This window comes from Pseudomonas extremaustralis (assembly GCF_900102035.1).
Lineage (GTDB): Bacteria > Pseudomonadota > Gammaproteobacteria > Pseudomonadales > Pseudomonadaceae > Aquipseudomonas > Aquipseudomonas extremaustralis.
The window spans coordinates 157,684-180,793 of record NZ_LT629689.1; the positions used below are offsets into that span (position 1 = coordinate 157,684).

The 23,110-nt window shown below is 59.8% G+C and carries 20 protein-coding genes and 1 pseudogene; 13 read left to right on the forward strand and 8 right to left on the reverse strand.

The window, feature by feature from the left end; genetic code table 11:
• The first annotated feature begins 48 nt into the window (after window positions 1–48).
• The 6 genes from BLR63_RS00745 (at window position 49) to BLR63_RS00770 (ending at window position 8,083) form a co-directional block, all read left to right on the forward strand.
• Window positions 49–1,236, forward strand: a complete 1,188-nt coding sequence (locus BLR63_RS00745; protein WP_010563876.1) for an AAA family ATPase — start codon at window positions 49–51, stop codon at window positions 1,234–1,236.
• Window positions 1,233–1,811: a DUF4276 family protein gene (locus BLR63_RS00750; protein ID WP_010563877.1), complete on the forward strand. Its 579-nt coding sequence runs from the start codon at window positions 1,233–1,235 to the stop codon at window positions 1,809–1,811. Before BLR63_RS00745 ends, BLR63_RS00750 begins: the two co-directional genes overlap by 4 nt.
• 83 nt (window positions 1,812–1,894) lie before the next feature.
• Window positions 1,895–5,806 (forward strand): ATP-dependent RNA helicase HrpA, encoded by a 3,912-nt coding sequence (hrpA, locus tag BLR63_RS00755; protein ID WP_010563878.1) that lies wholly within the window; start codon window positions 1,895–1,897, stop codon window positions 5,804–5,806.
• Between the two features lie 285 nt (window positions 5,807–6,091).
• A complete protein-coding gene (locus BLR63_RS00760) occupies window positions 6,092–7,213 on the forward strand; it encodes a beta-ketoacyl-ACP synthase III (protein ID WP_010563879.1) in 1,122 nt (373 codons plus the stop codon).
• A gap of 16 nt (window positions 7,214–7,229) precedes the next feature.
• Window positions 7,230–7,844, forward strand: coding sequence for an RNA polymerase sigma factor (locus BLR63_RS00765; RefSeq protein WP_010563880.1), 615 nt, complete (start codon window positions 7,230–7,232; stop codon window positions 7,842–7,844).
• Window positions 7,838–8,083 carry an anti-sigma factor family protein gene (locus tag BLR63_RS00770; RefSeq protein WP_010563881.1) on the forward strand — a complete coding sequence of 82 codons (246 nt, stop codon included), beginning with the start codon at window positions 7,838–7,840 and terminating at the stop codon, window positions 8,081–8,083. The genes BLR63_RS00765 and BLR63_RS00770 overlap by 7 nt, the downstream gene beginning before the upstream one ends.
• Window positions 8,084–8,188: 105 nt before the next feature.
• Here the strand turns inward: BLR63_RS00770 and BLR63_RS00775 are convergent, their stop codons facing one another.
• Complete coding sequence (locus BLR63_RS00775; protein WP_010563882.1) at window positions 8,189–9,511, reverse strand: putative porin; 1,323 nt, start codon at window positions 9,509–9,511, stop codon at window positions 8,189–8,191.
• Window positions 9,512–9,793: 282 nt separating this feature from the next.
• On the opposite strand from BLR63_RS00775, the gene BLR63_RS00780 reads away from it, so the two are divergent.
• From BLR63_RS00780 to BLR63_RS00790, 3 genes are all read left to right on the forward strand, one after another.
• Complete coding sequence (locus BLR63_RS00780) at window positions 9,794–10,918, forward strand: GNAT family N-acetyltransferase (protein WP_010563883.1); 1,125 nt, start codon at window positions 9,794–9,796, stop codon at window positions 10,916–10,918.
• A 77-nt stretch (window positions 10,919–10,995) separates the two neighbouring features.
• Complete coding sequence (locus tag BLR63_RS00785; RefSeq protein WP_010563884.1) at window positions 10,996–11,274, forward strand: BrnT family toxin; 279 nt, start codon at window positions 10,996–10,998, stop codon at window positions 11,272–11,274.
• Window positions 11,252–11,500 (forward strand): BrnA antitoxin family protein, encoded by a 249-nt coding sequence (locus tag BLR63_RS00790; RefSeq protein ID WP_010563885.1) that lies wholly within the window; start codon window positions 11,252–11,254, stop codon window positions 11,498–11,500. The genes BLR63_RS00785 and BLR63_RS00790 overlap by 23 nt, the downstream gene beginning before the upstream one ends.
• 55 nt (window positions 11,501–11,555) lie before the next feature.
• On the opposite strand, the gene aqpZ is transcribed toward BLR63_RS00790, so the two are convergent.
• The 5 genes and pseudogenes from aqpZ to BLR63_RS00815 form a co-directional block, all read right to left on the reverse strand.
• Window positions 11,556–12,257, reverse strand: coding sequence for an aquaporin Z (gene aqpZ, locus BLR63_RS00795; protein WP_042946563.1), 702 nt, complete (start codon window positions 12,255–12,257; stop codon window positions 11,556–11,558).
• A 165-nt stretch (window positions 12,258–12,422) separates the two neighbouring features.
• Window positions 12,423–14,255, reverse strand: coding sequence for an ABC transporter ATP-binding protein (locus BLR63_RS00800; protein WP_010563887.1), 1,833 nt, complete (start codon window positions 14,253–14,255; stop codon window positions 12,423–12,425).
• An 83-nt stretch (window positions 14,256–14,338) separates the two neighbouring features.
• On the reverse strand, window positions 14,339–14,902 hold the full coding sequence (locus BLR63_RS00805; protein ID WP_010563888.1) for a peptidylprolyl isomerase A: 564 nt from the start codon (window positions 14,900–14,902) through the stop codon (window positions 14,339–14,341).
• 3 nt (window positions 14,903–14,905) lie between these two features.
• Window positions 14,906–15,709 (reverse strand): annotated as a pseudogene (locus BLR63_RS00810) (alpha/beta fold hydrolase).
• 14 nt (window positions 15,710–15,723) lie between these two features.
• Window positions 15,724–16,647: a LysR family transcriptional regulator gene (locus BLR63_RS00815; RefSeq protein WP_010563889.1), complete on the reverse strand. Its 924-nt coding sequence runs from the start codon at window positions 16,645–16,647 to the stop codon at window positions 15,724–15,726.
• 49 nt (window positions 16,648–16,696) lie between these two features.
• Here BLR63_RS00815 and BLR63_RS00820 point away from each other — a divergent pair, with 49 nt between their 5' ends.
• Together BLR63_RS00820 and BLR63_RS00825 are read left to right on the forward strand one after the other, a co-directional pair.
• Window positions 16,697–17,011: a hypothetical protein gene (locus BLR63_RS00820; protein WP_042946565.1), complete on the forward strand. Its 315-nt coding sequence runs from the start codon at window positions 16,697–16,699 to the stop codon at window positions 17,009–17,011.
• Between the two features lie 420 nt (window positions 17,012–17,431).
• A complete protein-coding gene (locus BLR63_RS00825) occupies window positions 17,432–18,298 on the forward strand; it encodes a carboxylate/amino acid/amine transporter (protein WP_010563891.1) in 867 nt (288 codons plus the stop codon).
• On the opposite strand, the gene BLR63_RS00830 is transcribed toward BLR63_RS00825, so the two are convergent.
• Both BLR63_RS00830 and BLR63_RS00835 read right to left on the reverse strand, forming a co-directional pair.
• Window positions 18,288–19,565 carry an OprD family porin gene (locus BLR63_RS00830; protein WP_010563892.1) on the reverse strand — a complete coding sequence of 426 codons (1,278 nt, stop codon included), beginning with the start codon at window positions 19,563–19,565 and terminating at the stop codon, window positions 18,288–18,290. The genes BLR63_RS00825 and BLR63_RS00830 overlap by 11 nt on opposite strands.
• Window positions 19,566–19,648: 83 nt before the next feature.
• The gene (locus BLR63_RS00835; protein ID WP_010563893.1) at window positions 19,649–20,947 is read right to left on the reverse strand and encodes a mechanosensitive ion channel family protein; all 1,299 of its coding nucleotides are present in this window, start codon (window positions 20,945–20,947) and stop codon (window positions 19,649–19,651) included.
• A gap of 194 nt (window positions 20,948–21,141) precedes the next feature.
• On the opposite strand from BLR63_RS00835, the gene BLR63_RS00840 reads away from it, so the two are divergent.
• Both BLR63_RS00840 and BLR63_RS00845 read left to right on the forward strand, forming a co-directional pair.
• Window positions 21,142–22,488: a DEAD/DEAH box helicase gene (locus BLR63_RS00840; RefSeq protein ID WP_010563894.1), complete on the forward strand. Its 1,347-nt coding sequence runs from the start codon at window positions 21,142–21,144 to the stop codon at window positions 22,486–22,488.
• Between the two features lie 223 nt (window positions 22,489–22,711).
• Window positions 22,712–23,101 carry a hypothetical protein gene (locus BLR63_RS00845; RefSeq protein WP_010563895.1) on the forward strand — a complete coding sequence of 130 codons (390 nt, stop codon included), beginning with the start codon at window positions 22,712–22,714 and terminating at the stop codon, window positions 23,099–23,101.
• Window positions 23,102–23,110: the final 9 nt, after the last annotated feature.

The window sequence follows — 23,110 nt, forward strand, 5'->3', positions numbered from 1 at the left end:
TGACAATGCTTGGCTAATCAAACGACAGCTCGGATGGTCGAGGTACTCATGAAAATCGAATCAATTCGGCTAAAAAACTTCAAAGTTTTCCGTGACGTACATTTGAAAGATATTCCTCCCTTTCTAATCGTTGTAGGTGCCAACGGTGCGGGGAAAACTTCACTGTTCGACGTATTTGGATTTTTGCACGATTGTTTAAAAGGCAATGTCAGGCAGGCACTGGACAGCCGAGGGCGTTTTCGGGAGGTCTTAAGCAGGGAGAGCGACGGCGACACAATTCTTATAGAAATCCAGTACCGTATGCCAATTGCTGGCGTTAATCGTCTGGTTACATATTCTCTTGAAATTGGTGACAAAAATAATGTCCCTTATGTCAAGCGCGAAATTCTTCGTTATAAACGAGGTCGCTATGGCAGTCCTTATCGTTTTCTCGATTTCGAGAATGGGCAGGGATTTGCAATTACCAATGAAGAAGACTTTCAGCGTTCCGACGAAGAGCTAGATAGAGAATATCAATCAGTTGCCTCGGATACCTTGGCGATTAAAGGACTTGGTCAGTTTGAAAAGTTTAAAGCTGCCAATGCTTTTAGGCAGTTGATCGAGCAATGGCATGTTTCTGATTTTCATATCAGTTCCGCCCGGGGAAGGAAAGAGCCGTCAGGCGATTCCGAGCATTTGTCTGAGTCGGGTGATAATTTGCCACTGGTTGCTCGATATATGTTCGAGCAACACCCCGAGCAATTCAAAAAAATACTCGAAACTATGTCGAGACGAGTGCCTGGCGTCAAAACCATCGAGCCTCTTTTGACTGCGGATGGTTATTTAACTCTGAGATTTCAAGACGGCGCGTTCAAAACGCCGTTTCTGGATCGTTATGTTTCTGATGGCACCATTAAAATGTTTGCTTATATGGTGTTGTTGCACGATCCAGCGCCTCACCCCTTGCTCTGTGTGGAAGATCCGGAAAATCAGCTCTACCCAACGTTGATGCAAGAGCTGGCAGAGGAGTTTCGGGGGTATGCATTGCGCGGAGGTCAAGTGTTGGTTTCGACCCACTCTCCAGACTTTTTAAATGCTGCCGAGTTGGATGAAGTCTGTTGGCTGGTCAAGAAAGAGGGCGGGACGGAGGTTCGTCGTGCCAAGGATGATCCGCAAATATGTGAGTATATGGCTGAAGGCGATCAGTTAGGTTACTTGTGGAAGCAAGGATTTTTTGATGGGGCTGATCCTCAATGAGAAAAGAGTTGGTTTTTCTATTGGAAGAGCGCTCCGCAAAGGTCATGTTGGAAACTTTTCTACCAAGAATGCTTGATGAGCGTATAGAGTTTAGGTTGATTGCATTTGAGGGGAAGCAAGATCTTGAGAAACGTATGGTTATGCGTATCAAAGGGTATATAAATAACGATGCGCGGTTTATCGTTGTGCGTGATCAAGACAGTGATCCAAATTGCGTTGCGTTGAAAGCCAGGTTGATTGATAAATGCAAGGCTTCCGGGCGAGCGGCTGTCAGCTTGGTTCGAATCGCTTGTCGTGAGCTGGAAACTTTTTATCTTGCAGATCTTAACGCAGTTGAAAAGGCATTGTGTATGAAAGGCCTGGTTGCTAAGCAGCAAGGTGCAAAATTTCGCAATCCAGACTATCTAGTGTCGCCTAGCCATGAATTGAAAATTCTAACTAAGCAAAAATACGAGAAGATTGCTGGTTCTCGAGAGATAGGGCGTTATCTGGAGGTTGATAATGTTCGCTCTGATAGCTTCCGTAATTTAGTGCAGGGTATCAAACGTTTTGAGAGGGAGTTGCTAATGCTTTAAACCAAGCATCAGCCATTACGACACCGCGTGTTTGATAACCTTTGATTTGTTTCACCACCCTAAATAAGACCTATACGTACCTGATGACTGACCAAGCGCCCGCTATCGACCAACTGCTGAAAAACCTCGATCACGCCATGCTCGCCGACCGCAACCGCTTGCGGCGGCAGTTGCTCGAGCTGCGCAAGAAGCCCGATGAGCAGAAGCTGGCGCAGTGGGTCGCACGTATGCAGGCGTCCTGCGCCCAGGTCACGGCGCGGCGTGCCAGCCTGCCGGTGATCCGCTACGACGACAGCCTGCCGATCGCCGCCAAGCGCGACGAAATCAAGGCGGCGCTGCTCAAGCATCAGGTGCTGATCATTGCCGGCGAAACCGGCTCGGGCAAGACCACCCAACTGCCGAAAATCTGCCTGGAAATCGGTCGCGGCCAACACGGCCTGATCGGCCACACCCAGCCGCGCCGGATCGCCGCGCGCAGCGTCGCCAGCCGGGTCGCCGAAGAACTGGCCACGCCGCTCGGCGCGCTGGTCGGCTATCAGGTGCGCTTCGAAGACCAGAGTGATTCGAACACCCTGATCAAACTGATGACCGACGGCATCCTGCTGGCGGAAACCCAGAACGACCGTTACCTGGAACGCTACGACACGATCATCGTCGACGAAGCCCACGAACGCAGCCTGAACATTGACTTCCTGCTCGGCTACCTGAAAACCCTGCTGCCGCGTCGCCCGGACCTGAAGGTGATCATCACCTCGGCGACCATCGACCTGGAGCGTTTCTCCAAGCACTTCGACGATGCGCCGATCGTCGAGGTCTCTGGCCGCACGTTCCCGGTGGACACTTGGTATCGCCCATTGACCCTGGAACAGGACGAGGAGGGCAACCGCGTCGAAGACGACTTGACCGTCGATCAGGCGATCCTCGCCACCCTCGATGAAATCGCCGCCTACGAGCGCAGCGAGCGCCGCAGCCCTGGCGACGTGCTGGTGTTTCTGCCCGGCGAGCGCGAGATACGCGACGCCGCCGACATGCTGCGCAAGGCCCAGCTCAAGCACACCGAAATCCTGCCGTTGTACGCGCGCCTGTCGCCGGCCGAGCAGCAGCGTATTTTCCAGTCCCACCCCGGTCGGCGCGTGGTACTGGCGACCAACGTCGCGGAAACCTCGCTGACCGTACCGGGCATCCGCTATGTGATCGACAGCGGCACCGCACGCATCAGCCGCTACAGCTACCGCGCCAAGGTGCAGCGCCTGCCTATCGAGGCGATTTCCCAGGCCAGCGCCAACCAGCGTAAGGGCCGCTGTGGCCGGGTCGAGCCGGGGATTTGCATCCGCCTGTACAGCGAAGAAGATTTTATCGGCCGCCCGGAATTCACCGATCCGGAGATCCTGCGCACCAACCTGGCGGCGGTGATCCTGCAGATGCTGCACCTGCGCCTGGGGGAAATCACCGACTTCCCGTTTATCGAGCCGCCGGATGGCAAGGCCATCAGCGACGGTTTCAACCTGCTGCAAGAACTCTCGGCGGTGGATCGCAACAGTCAGCTCACGCCGCTGGGCCGCCAATTGGCGCGCCTGCCCGTGGACCCGCGCATGGGCCGCATGTTGCTGGAAGCGGCCAAGCTGGGCAGCTTGCAGGAAGTGCTGATCGTGGCCAGCGCCATGTCGATCCAGGACCCGCGTGAGCGCCCGCCGGAACGCCAACAGGCCGCCGATCAGGCCCATGCACAGTGGAAAGATCCGGATTCGGACTTCGCCGGCCTGGTCAACCTGTGGCGCGGCTTTGAAGAGCAGCGCCAGGCGCTGACCGCCAGCCCGCTGCGCAACTGGTGTCGCAAGAACTTCCTCAACTACCTGCGCCTGCGCGAGTGGCGCGATTCCCATCGCCAGTTGAGCCTGATTTGCCGCGACATGCAGCTGACCGTCAACAAAGAACCGGCGGACTTCCCGAAACTGCACAAGGCGGTACTCTCCGGCCTGCTCAGCCAGATCGGGCAGAAAACCGAAGACGGCGATTACCTCGGTGCGCGTCAGCGACGTTTCTGGATTCACCCCTCGTCAGGCATCGGCAAGAAACGCCCGCAATGGCTGATGACCGCCGAACTGGTGGAAACCACCAAGCTGTATGCGCGCATGGTGGCCAAGATCGATGCCGATTGGATCGAGCCCCTGGCCGGGCACCTGATCAAGAAGAACCACTTCGAACCCCATTGGGAGAAGAAGCGCGGCCAAGTCGTGGCCTTTGAGCAGATCACCCTGTTCGGGCTGATCGTGGTCGGGCGCCGGCCAGTGCATTACGGGCCGATCGATCCGGTGGTGTCGCGCGAGTTGTTTATCCGCGAGGGCCTGGTGCGCGGCGAGATCCAGTCGCGGGCCAAGTGCCTGACGGCCAATCAGCAATTGCTGGAACAGCTCGACGAACTGGAGGCCAAGGCCCGTCGGCGCGACATCCTCGCCGACGAGGAAACCCTCTATGCCTTCTACGATGCGCGGCTGCCGGCGGAGATCCACCAGACCGCCACGTTCGACAGCTGGTACAAGGTCAACAGCCAGAAAGACCCGCAACTGTTGATCATGCGCGAGGAAGACGTGCTGGCCCGCGATGCCAGTGAAGTCACCGCCGCGCATTACCCCGACACCCTGCACCTGGGCGACCTGGCGCTGGCCTTGAGTTACCACTTCGAGCCCAACCATCCGCGCGACGGCGTGACCCTGCGCGTGCCGGCACCGCTGTTGCCGGCCTTGCCGCCGGAGCGCCTGGAGTGGCTGGTGCCGGGGGTGATCGAAGCCAAGTGCATCGCCCTGGTGCGCAACTTGCCCAAGGCGCTGCGCAAGAACTTCGTGCCGGTGCCGGATTTCGTCAAGGCGGCGTTGCAGCGCATCGAGTTCGGCCAGGGCTCGTTGCCCCAGGCCTTGGGGCGCGAATTGCTGCGCATGACCGGTGCGCGGGTCAGCGATGAAGCCTGGGCCGAAGCGGCACAGCAGGTGGACAGCCACCTGCGGATGAACCTGGAAGTGGTCGACGCCCAAGGCAAGTTCCTTGGCGAAGGCCGCGACCTGGCGGAACTGACCGCACGCTTTGCCGAAGCCAGCCAAGCCGCGTTGGCCGTGCCACAAACCGCGAAAAGCCAGCAGCCGGTGGAAGCCAAGGTCTTCGCCGCGGTGGCCGAGAAAACCCAGCAGAACATTGCCGGCCTGTCGATGACGGTGTATCCGGCGCTGGTGGAAGAAAACGGCACCGTCAAGGAAGGGCGTTTCTCCACCGCCGCCGAGGCCGAGTTCCAGCACCGTCGCGCCTTACAGCGCCTGCTGATGCAGCAGTTGGCGGAACCGGCGAAATTCCTGCGCGGCAAATTGCCCGGCCTGACCGAGTTGGGGCTGATGTACCGCGAACTGGGGCGTATCGACGCGCTGGTGGAAGACATCTTGCTGGCCAGCCTGGACACCTGCGTGCTTGAAGGCGAAGCCAGCCTGCCCCGCGACGGCGCGGGTCTGGCCGCCTTGGCCGAGCGCAAGCGCGGCAGCTGGACCGAGCACGCCGAACGCCTGGCGCGCCTGACCCTGGAGGTGCTGAAGCTCTGGCATGGCCTGCAAAAACGCTTCAAAGGCAAGATCGACCTGGCCCAGGCCGTGGCCCTGAACGACATCAAGCAGCAGTTGAGCAACCTGGTCTATCCCGGTTTTGTGCGGGAAACCCCGGCGCAATGGCTCAAGGAACTGCCGCGCTTCCTCAAGGCCATCGAACTGCGCCTGGAGAAATTGCCGAGCCAGGTGCAAAAGGATCGCGTATGGAGCGGCGAGTTGGGCGGGCTGTGGGCGCAATACCAGAATCGCTTGAACAAGCATGCCCAGGAAGGCAAGCGCGATCCGCAACTGGCGCTCTATCGCTGGTGGTTGGAGGAATATCGGGTGTCGTTGTTTGCCCAGCAGTTGGGGACCAAGGTGCCGATTTCCGATAAGCGCCTGAGCAAGCAATGGAGCTTGGTGGAGGCGTGACGGTCCAGGGGGTGTGGTTGTGGCTTGTGGTCACAACCATAACCACTCTGCTCCGCACTCTTGGCCTAAAAAGGGACACTTATCCGGCATATGGCGCCAAATCCCAGGGTTTGTGGCAAACTTCGCGGTCATAAATACCGGGATCGTCGTGAGAGGCTGGTGAGCAGCCGCGGCGCAATGGAATAAAGCGATGCCAGTTTGGTGCCCGCGGAGCGGAATCGGACTAGTTAAAGTTTGGTACGACGGTACCAATATCTTCTGCCTGACAGATTTAGAGGAACGACCGTGCATAACGTCGTCATCAGCGGCACTGGCCTGTACACCCCGGCCAACAGCATCTCCAACGAAGAGCTGGTGCAGTCTTTCAATACCTACGTGCAACAGTTCAACGCCGACAACGCCGCCGCCATCGAGCGTGGCGAGGTCAAGGCGCTGACGGAGTCCAGCGCGGCCTTCATCGAAAAGGCCTCGGGCATCAAGAGCCGCTTTGTCATGGACAAGGACGGCATTCTCGACCCGCAGCGCATGGCCCCACGCCTGCCCGAGCGCAGCAACGACGAGTGGTCGGTGCTCTGCCAGATGGCCGTCGGCGCCGCCGAACAAGCCTTGCAGCGTGCCGGCAAGACCGCCGCCGACATCGACGGGGTGATCGTCGCCTGTTCCAACCTGCAGCGCGCCTACCCGGCGATCGCCATCGAAGTCCAGGAAGCCCTGGGCATCAAGGGCTTCGGGTTCGACATGAACGTGGCATGCTCTTCAGCCACCTTCGGCATTCAGAACGCGGCCAACAGCATCAAACTGGGCCAGGCCCGGGCGATCCTGATGGTCAACCCGGAAGTCTGCACCGGTCACCTGAACTTCCGTGATCGCGACAGCCACTTCATCTTCGGCGATGCCGCCACTGCCGTGGTCCTTGAGCGCGCTGACCTGGCAACCTCCGAGCACCAGTTCGACGTGGTCAGCACCAAGCTGCTGACCCAGTTCTCGAATAACATCCGCAACAACTTCGGCTTCCTCAACCGCGCGGCGGAAGAGGGCATCGGTGCGCCGGACAAACTGTTCGTGCAGGAAGGCCGCAAAGTCTTCCGCGATGTCTGCCCGATGGTCGCCGAACTGATCGGTGCGCACCTGGAAGAAAACCAGTTGAACGTGGCCGATGTGAAGCGCTTCTGGCTGCACCAGGCCAACCTGAGCATGAACCACCTGATCGTGAAGAAACTGCTGGGCCGCGAAGCCACGGTAGAAGAGGCGCCGGTGATTCTCGATACCTACGCCAACACTAGCTCGGCGGGTTCGGTGATCGCTTTCCACACCTACCAGGACGACTTGCCCCAGGGCTCTGTCGCGGTGCTCAGTTCGTTTGGCGCGGGCTATTCGATCGGTAGCGTGATCCTGCGCAAACGCTGAAACATCGAGGTCTTGAATGGCAGCAGCGGACGACGCGCACCTGCTTGAGCGCTTGCTCAAGGGGGAACAACGGGCCTACAAGGAATTGGTCAGCACCTACCAGAGCGCAATGCGGGCGGTGGCCTATGCCATCGTCGGCCAGCGCCATGCCGACGAAGTGGTGCAGGACGCCTGGTTGTCGGTCGTCCGGAACCTGGCCAAATTTGAAGGGCGTTCCAGTCTCAAGACCTGGCTGCTGACCATCACCGCCAACGCCGCCAAGGGCCGCTACAAACAGAATCGTCGGGAAGTGCTGCTCGACGATTTGCCCTCGCCCCACGGCACCATCGGCGATGATCGCTTCACCCCGGACGACGGCCACTGGGCCGTCGCCCCATATGCCTGGCACCAGGACACCCCGGAAGCGTTGCTGACCGAGGACGAACTGCGCAAATGCCTTGAGCATACGATCCTGAGCTTGTCCGAATTGCAAAGCAGCGTGCTGGTACTGCGCGAACGCCAGGGCCTGGAGCTGGACGAGATCTGTAATTTGTTGACGCTCTCGCTCTCCAACGTTCGTGTGCTGTTGCATCGTGCGCGGCTTAAAGTCTTCGCCACGGTGGAGCATTTTGAGGAAACGGGCGAATGTTGACCTGTAAAGAACAAGTGGCACGTTCCAGCGACTATCTCGATGGGCAATTGACCTTTCGCGAGCGTTTGCTGGTGCGTCATCACTTGATGTTCTGCCCTAACTGCCGGCGGTTTATCCGCCAGATGCGCTTGATGCAGGCGACGTTGAAGATCATGCCGGAGGAACCGGTGAAGGATGTCGATGCCTTGGCGCAGCGTCTGGCTGACGAGCAGCTCAAGGATCGGAAAGGCGGGGAATAAGCAGGCTCGCGCGGGGGAATCGAACGGATGATGGGGATCGCCCCCCGCGCAAGACTGTAACAGCCACCTCGGGCCGTCCTGGCCCAAGGCGTTTGACACTTGCCTTTAGAACTTGGCTTCAGCATCCAACTGCAGGGTGTTGGTGTTGGCATCACGCTGAGTGCGGCTGGCGTAGTCAGCCTTGGTCAGGTAGTACGTGGCGCCGACGGCGAAGTTTTTATCGATGTCGTAGCTGACCTTCATTTTGTGACCGCGCGAACCGGTGGTGCCGTTGGCGAAGTCCGAATCGGTGAAGGCGCCTACTACAGCGTTACGTTGCGTATCGCGGTAGTTGTAGTCCAGGTTGAAGCCGAACACTTTGGACTTGGCACCCAGCAACCAGGCGGTGTCCTGATCGTTGGACGCATCGTTGTTCTTCACGTACTGGCCATAGAACGCCAGCGGCACGGCCAGGCCACCGATGTCGGCTTGGGCAAAACCTTCGTACAAACGGAATTGTTCGTTCGGCGAGTTGCCGTTGACCGCCAGTGCACACGGTGTGGTGGAGCTGGTACAGGTGCTGTTTTCGTCGTTCTGGTAAGCGTAGATGCTGCCGCCCAAGGTCATTTTCAGGTTGTCGGTCACCGAGAAACGGGTCCCCAACTGGCCGGAAGTCAGGCGCAGGTCATGGCGAAATTGCACGCCGTCGCCATCGACGTTGTCCTTGAGGTTGTAGTTACCGATGCTGCCGAACAGCTCGGCGCTGCTACCCAATGGGTATTTGTAGGTCAGGGCCAGACCTTCCGGGTTGATATCGCTATCCCAGATCACGTCGCCCATGTTCACCCATGGCTGCAGCATCTTGCCGCCGATGACGTGCAGGTTCTTGATCTGGTCCGGGTGGTAGTCGATGTAGCCAAGGTCCAGCCAGATCGACTTCTTGTTGAAGTAGTTGTCCTGGTCCTGGTTGGTGGAGCGCGCGTCGTCGCTGCTGCCGGTGGCGATGCGGATACCGGTGTCGACCTGAGGGTTGATCTCGGTGTAGGCACCCAGGCGGGCACGGATGCGCTGGCGGTCCTTGTCGCGGCCACCGTTGTTGGATTCGCCCTGGATTTTCACAGTTTCCTGGCGGAAACGGACATCACCCTTGAATTGGGTCTTGGCGGCCCAGGCCAGTTTCTGGTCGAAGATGCTCAGTTCGTTGGCTTTTTTCGCGGTGGCCGCGATCTGCTCGTTGGTCTCTTGTTGAGCTTGCTGTGCGATCTGCTTTTCTTTCTGATCCTTGGCCAGTTCCGCTTGCAGTTCGGTGTACTGCGAAGCAGTGATCTGGCCGTTGGCCTTGAGCATGTCGAGCAATTTAGCGTCGACTGCAGCGCTGGCCGGAACGCTCAGGGCCAGTAACAGGCCACCGCACAGGGCCGCCGCAGTTTTAGTGGAAGCAAGACGCATATCAATCTCCGAAAGTGAGGAGGGATGGCAAACCATCCAGGACACAACCGACCGATGACGGACGGAAAAATAACCACCTGATAGAACCAGGCGCTCTAAAAACAGGCGTCAGTATCACGATCGTTTATGACGGACGAGTGGCGGAGTGATGTCATGTAGATGACAAATTATTTAAGTTGGAACTATTTGTTTGGAGCCTTGTCGTGCGATTTGAGAGTGTGTCTCACCTCGCGATAAGCGATACTCGCGCAGCTTTCACGCCATGACGCAGTGAGGATCCCAATGCCATTGCAACGCCTGGACAGTCTTTCTGAAATCGCTCCGCAGGCCTGGGATGCCCTGGTGCCGGATGCCCAGCCGTTTGTGCGGCACGCCTTCCTCAGTGCACTGGAAGACAGCGCCAGCCTGGGCCCGCAGTCGGGCTGGCAGGCGGAGCATTTGCTGCATTGGGAGGGCGATCGGCTGGTGGCGGCCTTGCCCAGTTATCGCAAGTGGCACTCCTACGGCGAGTACGTGTTCGATCATGGTTGGGCCGACGCCTGTGAGCGCGCGGGCATCGACTACTACCCCAAGCTGCTGACGGCCGTGCCGTTCAGCCCCGTCAGCGGGCCGCGCTTGCTCGCGCGCAGTGCCGAAGACGGTTTCGAGCTGCTCAAGAGTCTGCCGGGTTACCTGGAAATCGAAGGGCTCTCCAGCGCCCATATCAACTTCACCGACGCATTGGCCGACGCAGCGTTGGCGCTGCAACCGGGCTGGTTGCAGCGCCTGGGTTGTCAGTTTCATTGGCAGAACCGTGGCTACCGCGACTTCCAGGATTTCCTCGACGCCCTGAGTTCACGCAAGCGCAAACAGATGCGCAAGGAGCGTGAACAGGTGGCCGGGCAGGGCATTGAGTTCGAGTGGCTACAAGGCCATGAACTGAGCGAAGCGCAGTGGGATTTTGTCTACGCCTGCTACGCCAATACCTACGCGGTACGTCGTCAATCGCCCTACCTGACCCGTGAGTTTTTCAGCCTGTTGGCCGAGCGCATGCCTGAAGCGATTCGCGTCGTGCTGGCCAAGCAAGGTCCGCGCCCGGTGGCCATGGCCTTCAGCCTGCTTGGTGGCGACAGTTTCTACGGTCGCTACTGGGGCTGCCTGGCCGAGTTTGATCGCCTGCATTTCGAAACCTGTTTCTACCAGGGCATGGACTACGCCATCGCCCACGGCGTGCAACGTTTCGACGCCGGTGCCCAGGGCGAGCACAAACTGATCCGCGGGTTCGAGCCGGTGATCACGCGGTCGTGGCATTACCTGCGCCATCCGGGGCTGAAGAAGGCTGTGGAGGATTTCCTGGAACGTGAGCGAGTGGGGATTCTGGCGTATGCCGAAGAGGCGAGGGCAGCCCTGCCGTATCGGCAGGGCTGAACCATCGGTCTGGCGGAGCTACCAAGAAACAGCGAAATCGCTACCCTGTATGTACAAAAGTACATACAGGATGCGCCATGTATTTTGAGTGGGATGAGTCCAAGAACAAAGCCAACATCGCCAAGCACGGCATCGATTTCAACGACGTTCCTGATATCTTTCGGCATCCAATGCTGGCCTTGCGCGATGATCAAGCGGAATATGGCGAAGAGCGTTGGATCGGTATTGGCTGGATCAAATTATTAATGGGTGTGGTCGTATACACCGAACGGAGTGGGGATGTGATCCGTATCATTTCCGCCCGAAAAGCAACCAAGAAGGAGGCCAAATACTATGACGCAAACATCGAAAACTGATTGGGAGCGCTTGGCCAAGATGAATGACGAAGAAATCGATACCAGCGACATTCCTGAGCTGGACGCCGACTTTTTTCGGCGCGCCGAATTGCGTGTTCCGGTGAAGCAAGCTGTGACCATTCGACTGGATGCTGACGTTCTGGAGTGGTTCAAGGGTCAGGGGACCGGGTATCAGACGCGAATCAATCAGTTGCTTCGCCAGTACATGCAGGCTCATCAACGCTGAATCACCATCTATGGACTCAGCCCCGCTATGTCGGCAGGGCTGAACCCGTCTTGCCTCAGTCCGGCTCTTCCTTGCCCAGCCATCGATAGACCACGCCAGCAATCGCCGCGCCCAGAATCGGCGCGAGCCAGAACATCCACAACTGCTGGATCGCCCATCCGCCCACGATCAGGGCCGGGCCGGTACTGCGGGCCGGGTTGACCGAGGTGTTGGTCACGGGGATGGAGATCAGGTGGATCAAGGTGAGGGCCAGGCCGATGGCGATGGGCGCAAGGCCCTTGGGGGCGCGATGGTCGGTGGCGCCGAGGATGATCAGCAGAAACATCGCCGTCATCACCAGCTCACAGACAAACCCCGCTGCCATTGAATAGCCGCCCGGCGAATGCTCTGCATAGCCGTTGGAAGCCAGGCCCGACGCCAGTTCGAACCCCGGTTTGCCGCTGGCAATAAAGTACAGCAGCGCAGCGGCGACAATGCCGCCAATGACTTGGGCCACGATGTACGCCGGTAACTCCTTGGCCGGAAACCTTCCGCCCACGACCAGCCCCACCGAGACCGCCGGGTTGAGGTGACAACCACTGATGTGCCCGATGGCCACCGCCATGGTCAGCACTGTGAGCCCGAACGCCAGGGCTACACCCAACAAACCGATCCCGACCGCAGGGAATGCCGCGGCCAACACCGCGCTCCCGCAACCGCCCAACACCAGCCAAAACGTTCCCAACCCCTCTGCGACTGAACGCTTGAACAAAGACATGCAACCCGTCCTTGATAGATCGCTCTACCCAATCAGCAAATCGGTGATGCTCCCTGCAGATTTACTTCAGCGCCCGTCTGGGCACTGCACTGAGTACAGCACGGTTGTGGCACAAATCCAGAAGACCCATGTGGGAGGGGGCCTCCCACATTTCCAGTTGCGTTTTCAGTCGATGCCGACGAAACCCCCGGTCTGGTGCTGCCACAACCGCGCATACAGCCCACGATGAGCCAGCAACTCGGCATGGTTACCGCTCTCGGCGATCTGGCCTTTTTCCAACACCACCAGGCGGTCCATCCGCGCAATGGTCGACAACCGGTGCGCGATCGCAATCACGGTTTTGCCTTGCATCAGGGTTTCCAGGCTTTCCTGGATTGCCGCTTCGACTTCCGAGTCCAGCGCCGAAGTGGCTTCGTCCATGATCAGGATCGGCGCGTCCTTGAGCAGCACGCGCGCAATGGCGATACGCTGGCGTTGCCCGCCGGACAGTTTCACCCCGCGCTCACCCACGTGGGCATCCAGCCCGGTGCGGCCTTCGGCGTCCGACAGCAGGGGGATGAACTCATCGGCGCGTGCCTTGCGCACGGCGGCCCAGAGTTCTTCGTCGGTGGCGTCCGGCTTGCCGTACAGCAGGTTGTCGCGGATCGAACGGTGCAGCAACGAGGTGTCCTGGGTGATCATGCCGATCTGTTCGCGCAGGCTTTCCTGGGCCACTTCGGCGATGTTCTGGCCGTCGATCAGGATGCGCCCGCCTTGCAGGTCGTACAGGCGCAGCAGCAGGTTGACCAGGGTCGATTTACCCGCGCCGGACGGGCCGATCAGGCCGATTTTTTCACCGGCCTTGATGTGCAGGTTCAGGCCGCCAATGATCCCGCTCTTCTTGCCGTAGTGAAAATCCACCTGTTCGAAGCGCACTTCGCCGTGGGGCACGCTCAGGCGTGGCGCGTTCTCGCGGTCGATCACCGCCAGCGGCTGGGCGATGGTTTTCAGGCCGTCCTGCACCATGCCGATGTTTTCAAAAATGCCGTTGACCACCCACATGATCCAGCCCGACATGTTGACGATGCGAATCACCAGGCCGGTAGCCAGGGCGATGGCCCCCACGGAGATCAGCGAGTGGGTCCACAACCACAGGGCCAGGCCGGTGGTGGTGACGATCAACAGGCCGTTCATGCTGGTGATCACCACGTCCATGCTGGTCACTACGCGGCTGGCCAGCTGGGTTTTTTCGGTCTGCTCGATGATCGCTTCCCTGGCGTACTCCTGTTCGTATCGGGTGTGGGCGAACAGTTTCAAGGTGGTGATGTTGGTGTAGCCGTCCACGATGCGGCCCATCAATTTGGAGCGCGCCTCGGAGGAGATCACCGAGCGTTCCTTCACCCGTGGCACGAAGTAGCGCAACGCCAGGCTGTAGCAGACGATCCAGGTCACCAGCGGGATCATCAGGCGCCAGTCAGCCTCGGCGAACAGTACCAGGGAGCTGATGGCGTAGATCGCCACGTGCCAGATCGCATCCACCGCGGCCACCGCGGAATCGCGCAGGGAGTTACCGGTTTGCATGATGCGCTGGGCGATGCGCCCGGCGAAGTCGTTCTGGAAGAAGTTCAGGCTCTGCTTGAGCACATAGCTGTGGTTCTGCCAGCGGATCAGGCTGGTCATGCCGGGGCTGATGGTCTGGTGCACTAGCAGGTCGTGCAGGGCGCCGAAGATCGGGCGCAGCAGCAGGGCAACCACGGCCATCCAGATCAGCTCGGTGCTGTGGATCTGGAAGAAGTCAGCGGGTGGCGTGCCTTGGGCCAGGTCGATGATGCGGCTCAGGTAGCTGAACAGGGCGACTTCGATCAGCGCACCGATCAGGCCGATCACCAGCAGCGCGGCGAAACACGGCCACACCTGGCGCAGGTAGTAAAGGTAGAAGGGCAGGACTTTGTCGGGAGGGGCGGCGCTGGGCGCGTCGCGGAAAATATCGATCAGTTGTTCGAAACGACGATAGAGCATTAGGGTTGACGCCCGCCGGGCGGGCTCTCCTGTTCAAATGCGCGCGCAGCCTGCAGAGCCGCGCGCGGGACTCCCTGCAGACGTCAGTCGATGCGCTTGGCCGACTTGATCAGGACAGGATCGATAGGCACGTTCTGCATGCCCTGCTTGGTGGTGGTCTGCGAGTTGACGATGATGTCGACCACGTCCATGCCTTTGACCACTTTGGCGAACACCGCGTAGCCGCGGTCACGGCCCGGGTCGAGGAAGGCATTGTCGGCGACGTTGATGAAGAACTGGCTGGTGGCCGAATCCGGATCGTTGGTGCGCGCCATGGACAAGGTGCCACGCACGTTATGCAGGCCGTTGCTGGCTTCGTTCTTGATCGGAGCTTCGGTCGGCTTTTGCGACATCGACTTGGTAAAGCCGCCACCCTGGACCATGAAGCCCGGGATCACGCGGTGGAAAATCGTGTTGGTGTAGAAGCCTTTGTCGACATAGGCCAGGAAGTTCTTGGTACTGATCGGTGCCTTGACCGGGTCCAGTTCGATCTCAATGTCGCCGTTGGTGGTAGTGAGCAATACGTGAGGCGCCTTGGCCGGCTGGGCCGCCATCAAGTTGGCAGCGAACAAAACGGAACCGGCAAAAAAGGCGATTTTTTTCAGCATGGGTCAGTGATCCTGGGTAGTGGTTTCGACTGTCTTTAGAAAATCGAGCAGGGTGGCGTTAAAGACTTCGGGTTGATCCAAGGGCGTGGCATGGCGGGAATCCTCGATCACCACCAGTCGCGCATCGGGCAGCAGTTTTACATAGATTTCTTTGTGCGCCACAGGGGTGTAGTCGTGGTCGGCGCTGATGACCAGGGTTGGACAGGTAATCCTGGAAAGTCGTTCCTGTACGCCCCAGCCCACAATCGCATCGAAGCTGGCGAGATAAGCACGTTTGTCGTTTTTTGCCCAGCGTTCGGCCATCTTGCGCCGCAGGTCGGCTTGCGCAGGCTTGGGGAACAACCGGTCGCCGAGGGCCTTGCCAATGGTGGCCAGGCTGAGCACGCGGGCCAGGGTTCAGCGCTTGGCCCACTGCCAGTAATCGTCGAGGGTGCGCACCTTGACCTCGGGCGCGCTGTTGACGATGCACAGGCTCCTGACCCGGCCGGGCTCGTCCACCGCCAGCTGGAAGGCGATCATGCCGCCCATGGACAAGCCCACCACATGGGCGGGTGGCAGGTTCAGGTGTTCGATCAGGGCGATCAGGTCGTCGGTGAACCCTGCGATGCTGTAGCGCTCGCGCGGTTTGTCGGAACGCCCATGGCCGCGCACATCCACCACGATCAGGCGGTAATGCCGCGACAGCACCGGGATCTGCATTTCCCAGTCCTGGCTGCTGGAGCCCAGGCCGTGGATCAGGATCAGCGGTATGCCGTGGCCGTACTCCGCGTAATGCAGGCTGCAGCCTTCGTGGTCGAACCAGGGCATGCACGAACTCCGTTTCAGGCTTGCAGGGGGGCGGTGAAAGGCGCGTCCAGAGGGGCCGTGTCAAAGCTGCGCAGCAATTCCACGAGGATCTGCGTGGCCGGCCCCAAGGGTTTGTCCTTGTTCGAGTACAGGTAGAACGTGGGGTGGCGGCTGCCGCCCTGTTCCAAGGGTAGCTGCTTGAGCACGCCTTCGTGGAGTTCACGTTCGATAATGTGCCGAGGCAGCCAGGCAAAGCCCAGGCCACTGCTGACAAAAGCGGCGGCAGTGGCCAGGCTGCCGACGGTCCAGCGCTGTTCGGCGCCGAGCCAGCCCACGTCCCGCGGCTGCTGGCGACCGGAGTCGCGGATCACCACTTGCATCTGGCCTTCCAGGTCCTGGAAGCTCAGTTCGCGGTTCATGCGGTGCAGGGCATGGTCGGGGTGGGCCACGGCGATAAATTCAACGTCGCTCATTTCCGTGCCGAGGTAGCCAGGGATGCTGAAACTGCTGATCGCCAGGTCGGCCACGCCTTCCATCAGAAGCTCTTCGACGCCGGACAGCACCTCTTCACGCAGGCGTACCCGGCAGCCACGGCTTTTCGGCATAAAAGCGGTGAGGGCACGTACCAGGCGTGCGTTGGGGTAGGCGGCGTCCACCACCAGGCGTACTTCGGCTTCCCAGCCCTGTTCCATATGGTGGGCGAGGTCTTCGAGCTGGCTGGCGTTTTTCACCAGTTGCCGGGAGCGGCGCAGCAGCACTTCACCGGCGTCGGTGAGCACGGCCTTGCGCCCGTCGATGCGCAGCAGCGGTACACCGAGCTGGTCTTGCATGCGGGCCACGGTGTAGCTCACCGAAGACTGCGAACGGTGCAGCGCTTCAGCCGCCTGGGCGAAGCCGCCATGGTCGACCACGGCTTGCAGCGTGCGCCATTGATCGAGGGTAACGCGGGGCGCTTTCAAGATGAGCTCCTCTTGTCCTAAGCTGGCAGTCCTTATTGGAGACTGCCGAATGAGAAAATTCTGTTGTGTGCTGATGGCGCTAATGCCGATGACTGCGTTCGCCTACCCCATCGACGTGACAAAAAAGATCGATGGCGTGAGCGTGGATTACACGGCTTCCGACGTGGACGGCGATATCAGTTCGATCCAACTGAATAACTACGGGACGAAGGATGCCGTGTGTTCGGTGACCTTCACCAATGGTCCGGAGTCGCCACGTCGCCGCACGGTGACGGTGCCGGCGGGCAAAAGCACTAACACCACAGTCAAGTTCAACCGCGCGATTATCAAGATGCGCATTGCCTTGGCCTGTGCCCCGAAATAAAGCGGCAGCGGAGCATGTCTACAGGAATACTCCGCTTATAAACAAATTTCTAGATGGGTTGTAGCAGTTTTTTGCGCTTTTTTATCGAATGAGCCCTAGCTAATCTTTTCTCCATCGACTTACAGCAATTACAGATGGAGGCTACGACGCCACGTCTAAAGTTCTGATCATCGAAAGCAGGCCGGCACGCCAAGGCGCTGTTGGCGCAGATGGCTCGATCCTTTAATCGCCAGATAATCGCGCGGTGTTTATCTAGTGCCACGCAAACCCTTCAAGTCCGCGTAACAGACCTCCCTTTGCACTTCTGCTCCTGAGTGCTCCTGCCCGACTGCCGCTTTAGCGAGGTCGGGTTTTTTTTGCCCCGAGTTTCTTCAACCGGCGAAAACCTTTAATGTCCGGCCCATTCGAAACGAGGCGCGCATGGGCTACTTACTGGTTGTCACCCTGATTCAGGCATTTTCCTTCAGCTTGATCGGCGAATACCTCGCCGGTCACGTCGACAGCTACTTCGCCGTGCTGGTGCGGGTCGTGCTGGCCGGCCTGGTGTTCATCCCGCTGACGCGCTGGCGCTCGGTGGAACCGGCCTTCATGCGCGGCATGCTGCTGATCGGCGCACTGCAATTCGGCGTGACCTACGTGTGCCTGTACCTGAGCTTTCGCGTGTTGACGGTGCCGGAGGTGTTGCTGTTCACCATTCTCACGCCCTTGCACGTGACCTTGATCGAAGACGCCCTCAACCGCCGTTTCAACCCTTGGGCGCTGATCGCCGCATTGGTGGCGGTGGCAGGGGCGGCGGTGATCCGGTTCGACCAGATCACCCCGCACTTCCTCATGGGCTTTTTGTTGCTGCAACTGGCCAACTTCACCTATGCCGCCGGGCAGGTGATGTACAAGCATCTGGTGGCACGTTATCCGAGCGACCTGCCGCACTACCGACGCTTCGGGTATTTCTACCTGGGCGCGCTGCTGGTGGTGTTGCCGGCATTCCTGCTGTTCGGCAAGGCCGACTTCCTGCCCGATGCGCCGTTGCAATGGGGTGTGCTGGTGTTCCTCGGATTGGTCAGCACGGCGCTGGGCATGTACTGGTGGAACAAGGGCGCGTGCCTGGTCCATGGCGGTACCCTGGCGGTGATGAACAACCTGCATGTGCCGGTGGGGTTGCTGCTCAACCTGCTGATCTGGAACCAGCACGAGCCGCTGGGCCGCCTGGCGCTGGGCGGGTTGGTGATCGTGGCGGCGGTGTGGATCAGTCGCTTGGGCGTGCGTTCGGTAGCCGTCAAAGCTTGAGCGGATATTCGATCACGACGTACACCCGGTCGATGTCATCCCCGGCCTGTGCCGTGTTGGCGCGGTGGCTGACGTGGGACAACTGCACCGACAGGTCCTTGGCCGGACCGGATTGCACCACGTAATGCAGGTCGATATCGCGCTCCCAGTGGCGACCGCCGCGGCCTTGCAGGGGTTGATACTCACCGCTGTCCGCATCGAACGGGTTGTAGGCGCCGCCTTGGGGGGCGTGCGTGCCGTCGATACCTCGGCCGGTGACGTAGCGGGTCATGAACTTCAAACCCGGCACGCCGAAGGTGGCGAGGTTGAGGTCATAGCGAAGCTGCCATGAGCGTTCGCCGGGGCCATTGAAGTCGGCGTACTTGATGGAGTTGGCCAGGTAGATGGAGTCGCCGCCGACGAAGTCGAACGGCGTGTTGCCGTTGATCTTCTGGTAGGCCAGAGTCACCGACTGCGCCGCGAAGCTATATTTGCCGGCCAGGCTGTAAGCGGTGTTGGCGATGGCGCCGGCCTGCGCGCGGCCCTGGTCCTCGGTGCGGTAGATATTGCCGTCGAGTCCCCAGTTTGCCGTGGCGCCATGCAGGTTGGCGTAGTACTGGCGCCAGGTGTCCCGCAGTTGCGAGGCATACAAGGCGCCGCCCAGCGGTTGGCCTTCGAAGAACTGCCCGCCGAGGAAGTCGATGGCGCCGCTGCGCGTACTGGCGCCATAGCCATCGAAATCGCCGTGCCCGCTCGAGGCATTCTGGTTTTTGAAGGCAGTGAAGTGGCCTGCCTGCCAATGCAGGGCGTCGATCTCATGGCTGTCCAGCAACAGGCCCGTGGCGTATTCCGGTTGCAGGCGTTTGTCGGCGGTGTCGAACACTGGGGTTTCGACGGTCATCTCACCCACTGACAGCGTGGTTTTGGCGACGCGCAGCTTCACGGCCCCGCCGGCGCTGGAGTAATCGCGCTCACTGCGTCCGTCGGCGTCCAACGGCAGCAGACCGGTGCCGGCGTGGCCCTTGCCACCGTCGAGTTTCAGGCCGACAAAGGCGTGGGCGTCGAGACCGACGCCGATCGTGCCTGGGGTGAAGCCGGAGACGAACGAGGCGATAAAACCCTGGGCCCATTCCGCCTTGTGCGGCTGGTTGGACGGGGAGCGTTCCCTGTTGTCGAGGTAGAAGTTACGGCTGAGTACGTCGAGGCTCGAATCCTCGATAAAACCCGCCGCCAGCACACTGTTGCAGGTGCCGGTCAGCAGGAGCGAAAGCAAGGTTGGAGCGCGCATCGGCGTGGCCTCGAAGGATTGTCCATGAGGCCAAGGGTCGCCAACTATTCAGCACCGCGATTGAATGGCTGTGCTGCATCGCTCTAAATCGCGGTTTTTTCCGGCTCAGGCAGGTGGCTGGCGCCCAACACCGCTGGCAATATGCCGGCGCGCAGGTCATTGCCACTCGGCTGCTGATACAAGCTCAAGCCAAACTCCGGCAACACCGCCAGCAGGTAATCGAAGATATCCCCCTGGATGCGCTCGTAATCCGCCCACGCCGTGGTGCGGGTGAAGCAGTAGATTTCCAGCGGCACGCCTTGGGCGGTGGTTTGCATCTGGCGCACCATGCAGGTCATGTTGGGCTGGATGTCCGGGTGGCTTTTCAGATAAGCCAGGGCATATGCGCGGAAGGTGCCGAGGTTGGTCATGCGGCGGCGGTTGGCCGACAGTTGCGCGCTTTCACCCTGGGCTTCGTTCCAGGCCTTGAGCTCGGCCTGCTTGCGCCCGATGTAGTCCGTGAGCAGATGCACCTGGGTCATGCGTGCTTCTTCGTCATCCCGCAAAAAACGCACGCCGCTGGCGTCGATATACAGACTGCGCTTGATACGGCGCCCGCCCGCAGCCTGCATACCGCGCCAGTTCTTGAACGACTCGGACATCAGGCGCCAGGTGGGGATGGAGACGATGGTCTTGTCGAAGTTCTGCACCTTGACCGTATGCAGGGTGATGTCCACCACATCGCCATCCGCGCCGACCTGGGGCATTTCGATCCAGTCGCCGACCCGCAACATGTCGTTGCTGGTCAGTTGCACACTGGCGACGAATGACAGCAGGGTGTCCTTGTACACCAACAGGATGACCGCCGACATGGCACCCAGGCCAGACAACAGCAACAGCGGCGAACGGTCGATCAGGGTGGCGACGATGATGATCGCGCCGAACACGAACAGCACCATCTTTGCCAACTGCACATAGCCCTTGATCGAGCGGGTGCGTGCGTGTTCGGTGCGGGCGTAGATGTCCAGCAGCGCGTTGAGCAGCGCGCTCATGGCCAGCACCAGGAACAGAATGGTCAGCGCCAACGCCACGTTGCCGATAAACAGGATGGCGGTCTTGCTCAGGTCCGACACCAGGTGCAGGCCGAACTGGATGACCAGGGACGGGGTCATTTGCGCCAGGCGATGGAAGACCTTGTTATGGCGCAGGTCATTGAGCCAGTGCAGGGGCGGTTGCCGACCGAGCAATTTAACGGCGTGGAGGATGAGGTAGCGCGCCACGCGTCCAAGCAGCAGGGCCACCGTCAGCAACACCAGCAAGCCAAGGCTGGCATGCAGCAGTGGGTGTTGATCGAGGGTGCCCCAGAGGTCCTGGGCGTTGAGCCAGAGCTGTTTGATATCCATGGGGGGAACCGATTCTTCTGTAAGACAAGACGAGGGCGATTAGAGCATTTAAGTGCAATACAGTTGGCGTTCCGGACAAATGCCCTGACAAAAAAGCAGCTGATTAACGCCGTTCGCGTAAAGACACTCGGTTTGGACGCCCGAAACCGGTACCCTATGCAGCTGATTTTTTGTATTTCTTCGAGGTAGCACCCGTGTTTTCCCAATTCGCCCTGCACGAACGCCTGCTCAAAGCCGTGGCCGAGCTTAAATTTGTCGAGCCTACGCCTGTGCAAGCAGCGGCCATCCCGCTCGCGCTCCAAGGGCGTGACCTGCGGGTGACGGCTCAAACCGGGAGTGGCAAGACCGCCGCTTTCGTCCTGCCGATTCTTAACCGTCTGATCGGCCCGGCCAAAGTCCGCGTCAGCATCAAGACCCTGATCCTGCTGCCGACCCGCGAGCTGGCCCAGCAGACCTTGAAGGAAGTGGAGCGCTTCTCGCAGTTCACCTTCATCAAGTCCGGCCTGATCACCGGCGGCGAAGACTTCAAGGTCCAGGCCGCCATGCTGCGCAAGGTGCCGGACATCCTGATCGGCACTCCGGGCCGCATGATCGAGCAACTCAACGCCGGCAACCTCGACCTCAAGGAAGTCGAAGTGCTGGTGCTCGACGAAGCCGACCGCATGCTCGACATGGGCTTCGCCGACGACGTGCAGCGCCTGGTGGGCGAGTGTGTGAATCGCCAGCAGACCATGCTGTTCTCCGCCACCACCGGCGGTTCGACCCTGCGCGACATGGTCGCCAAGGTCCTGAACAACCCTGAGCACCTGCAGGTCAACAACGTCAGCGACCTGAACGCGACGACGCGCCAGCAGATCGTGACTGCCGACCACAACGTGCACAAAGAGCAGATCCTCAACTGGCTGTTGGCCAACGAGACCTATCAGAAGGCCATCGTGTTCACCAACACCCGTGCCGCGGCCGACCGCATCTACGGTCGCCTGGTGGCGCAGGACTACAAGGCATTCGTGCTGCACGGCGAGAAAGACCAGAAGGACCGCAAGCTTGCGATCGACCGTCTCAAGCAGGGCGGCGTGAAGATCCTGGTCGCCACCGACGTGGCTGCCCGTGGCCTGGATGTGGATGGCCTGGACATGGTCATCAACTTCGACATGCCCCGCAGCGGCGACGAGTACGTGCACCGTATCGGGCGTACCGGGCGTGCCGGCAACGATGGCCTGGCAATCTCGCTGATCTGCCACGGTGACTGGAACCTGATGTCGAGCATCGAGCGCTACCTCAAGCAGTCGTTCGAGCGTCGCACCATTAAGGAAGTCAAAGGCACCTACACAGGGCCGAAGAAGGTCAAGGCGTCCGGCAAAGCCGTTGGCGTGAAGAAGAAAAAGACCGACGCCAAGGGCGACAAGAAAAAAGCCGGCGCCAAGTCGCCGACCAAGCGCAAGATCGCCAATCGGCCGAAGACCGACAACCTGTCGCTCGTCAGCAAGGACGGCATGGCGCCGCTCAAGCGTCGCAAGCCGGAAGCACCGGCAGCCGAATAAGGCAGGGCAGAGCGTAAAAAAAACCGGACGATGTCCGGTTTTTTTACGCGTTCAATTTTCCGTCTTGGCGGCGGCGTCTTTCAGTTCTTATGCTCGGTTGAGCGGGCGCACGCCTGGAAAACCCAGGGAAATGACGTCCGTCCATTCAGCTGAACGGCCGCTGATGCGACGTGTCACACCTTCAGACGGGCAACTTTTCCTTGGGCCCGCAGGAGGAATCAGGATGACGACTTACAACTGGGATTTGATCGAACGTCTGCTGCATGAAGTGCAGAACGGCGAGGGCAGTTTTGCTCCACGCAAATATGCCGAACAGGAAGCCGCCGAGAAAGCCACGGTGGGCGAGGCCATCGGTAATCTGGATGCGCTGAAAAAAACTGCCGCCGACTATGAGGCGTTGTTGTTCAAGCGTGGATTTATTGAGTCGCGGCCGGAGGAAGAGGGCGGCAACGGCGAGAACTTCGTCCTGACGCCCCTCGGCGCCCAGTTGCTGGCGCTGATCGACAGTTCGATTCCAGGCAATGATCACCCGCGCCAGGTGTTGGATGAGCAGGCCGATGCACTGGACCCGGCGACGTTTGCGCAAGTGGCCTCGAAGGCACAGATCGCCTGAGGTGAAAGG

Excerpts from the sequence above, each read along its gene's own strand:
- BLR63_RS00745 (WP_010563876.1), top strand. The coding sequence starts at position 49 with ATGAAAATCGAATCAATTCGGCTAAAAAACTTCAAAGTTTTCCGTGAC.
- BLR63_RS00750 (WP_010563877.1), top strand. The coding sequence starts at position 1,233 with ATGAGAAAAGAGTTGGTTTTTCTATTGGAAGAGCGCTCCGCAAAGGTC.
- hrpA (WP_010563878.1), top strand. The coding sequence starts at position 1,895 with ATGACTGACCAAGCGCCCGCTATCGACCAACTGCTGAAAAACCTCGAT.
- BLR63_RS00765 (WP_010563880.1), top strand. The coding sequence starts at position 7,230 with ATGGCAGCAGCGGACGACGCGCACCTGCTTGAGCGCTTGCTCAAGGGG.
- BLR63_RS00770 (WP_010563881.1), top strand. The coding sequence starts at position 7,838 with ATGTTGACCTGTAAAGAACAAGTGGCACGTTCCAGCGACTATCTCGAT.
- BLR63_RS00775 (WP_010563882.1), bottom strand. The coding sequence starts at position 9,511 with ATGCGTCTTGCTTCCACTAAAACTGCGGCGGCCCTGTGCGGTGGCCTG.
- BLR63_RS00780 (WP_010563883.1), top strand. The coding sequence starts at position 9,794 with ATGCCATTGCAACGCCTGGACAGTCTTTCTGAAATCGCTCCGCAGGCC.
- BLR63_RS00785 (WP_010563884.1), top strand. The coding sequence starts at position 10,996 with ATGTATTTTGAGTGGGATGAGTCCAAGAACAAAGCCAACATCGCCAAG.
- BLR63_RS00790 (WP_010563885.1), top strand. The coding sequence starts at position 11,252 with ATGACGCAAACATCGAAAACTGATTGGGAGCGCTTGGCCAAGATGAAT.
- aqpZ (WP_042946563.1), bottom strand. The coding sequence starts at position 12,257 with ATGTCTTTGTTCAAGCGTTCAGTCGCAGAGGGGTTGGGAACGTTTTGG.
- BLR63_RS00800 (WP_010563887.1), bottom strand. The coding sequence starts at position 14,255 with ATGCTCTATCGTCGTTTCGAACAACTGATCGATATTTTCCGCGACGCG.
- BLR63_RS00805 (WP_010563888.1), bottom strand. The coding sequence starts at position 14,902 with ATGCTGAAAAAAATCGCCTTTTTTGCCGGTTCCGTTTTGTTCGCTGCC.
- BLR63_RS00820 (WP_042946565.1), top strand. The coding sequence starts at position 16,697 with ATGAGAAAATTCTGTTGTGTGCTGATGGCGCTAATGCCGATGACTGCG.
- BLR63_RS00825 (WP_010563891.1), top strand. The coding sequence starts at position 17,432 with ATGGGCTACTTACTGGTTGTCACCCTGATTCAGGCATTTTCCTTCAGC.
- BLR63_RS00830 (WP_010563892.1), bottom strand. The coding sequence starts at position 19,565 with ATGCGCGCTCCAACCTTGCTTTCGCTCCTGCTGACCGGCACCTGCAAC.
- BLR63_RS00835 (WP_010563893.1), bottom strand. The coding sequence starts at position 20,947 with ATGGATATCAAACAGCTCTGGCTCAACGCCCAGGACCTCTGGGGCACC.
- BLR63_RS00845 (WP_010563895.1), top strand. The coding sequence starts at position 22,712 with ATGACGACTTACAACTGGGATTTGATCGAACGTCTGCTGCATGAAGTG.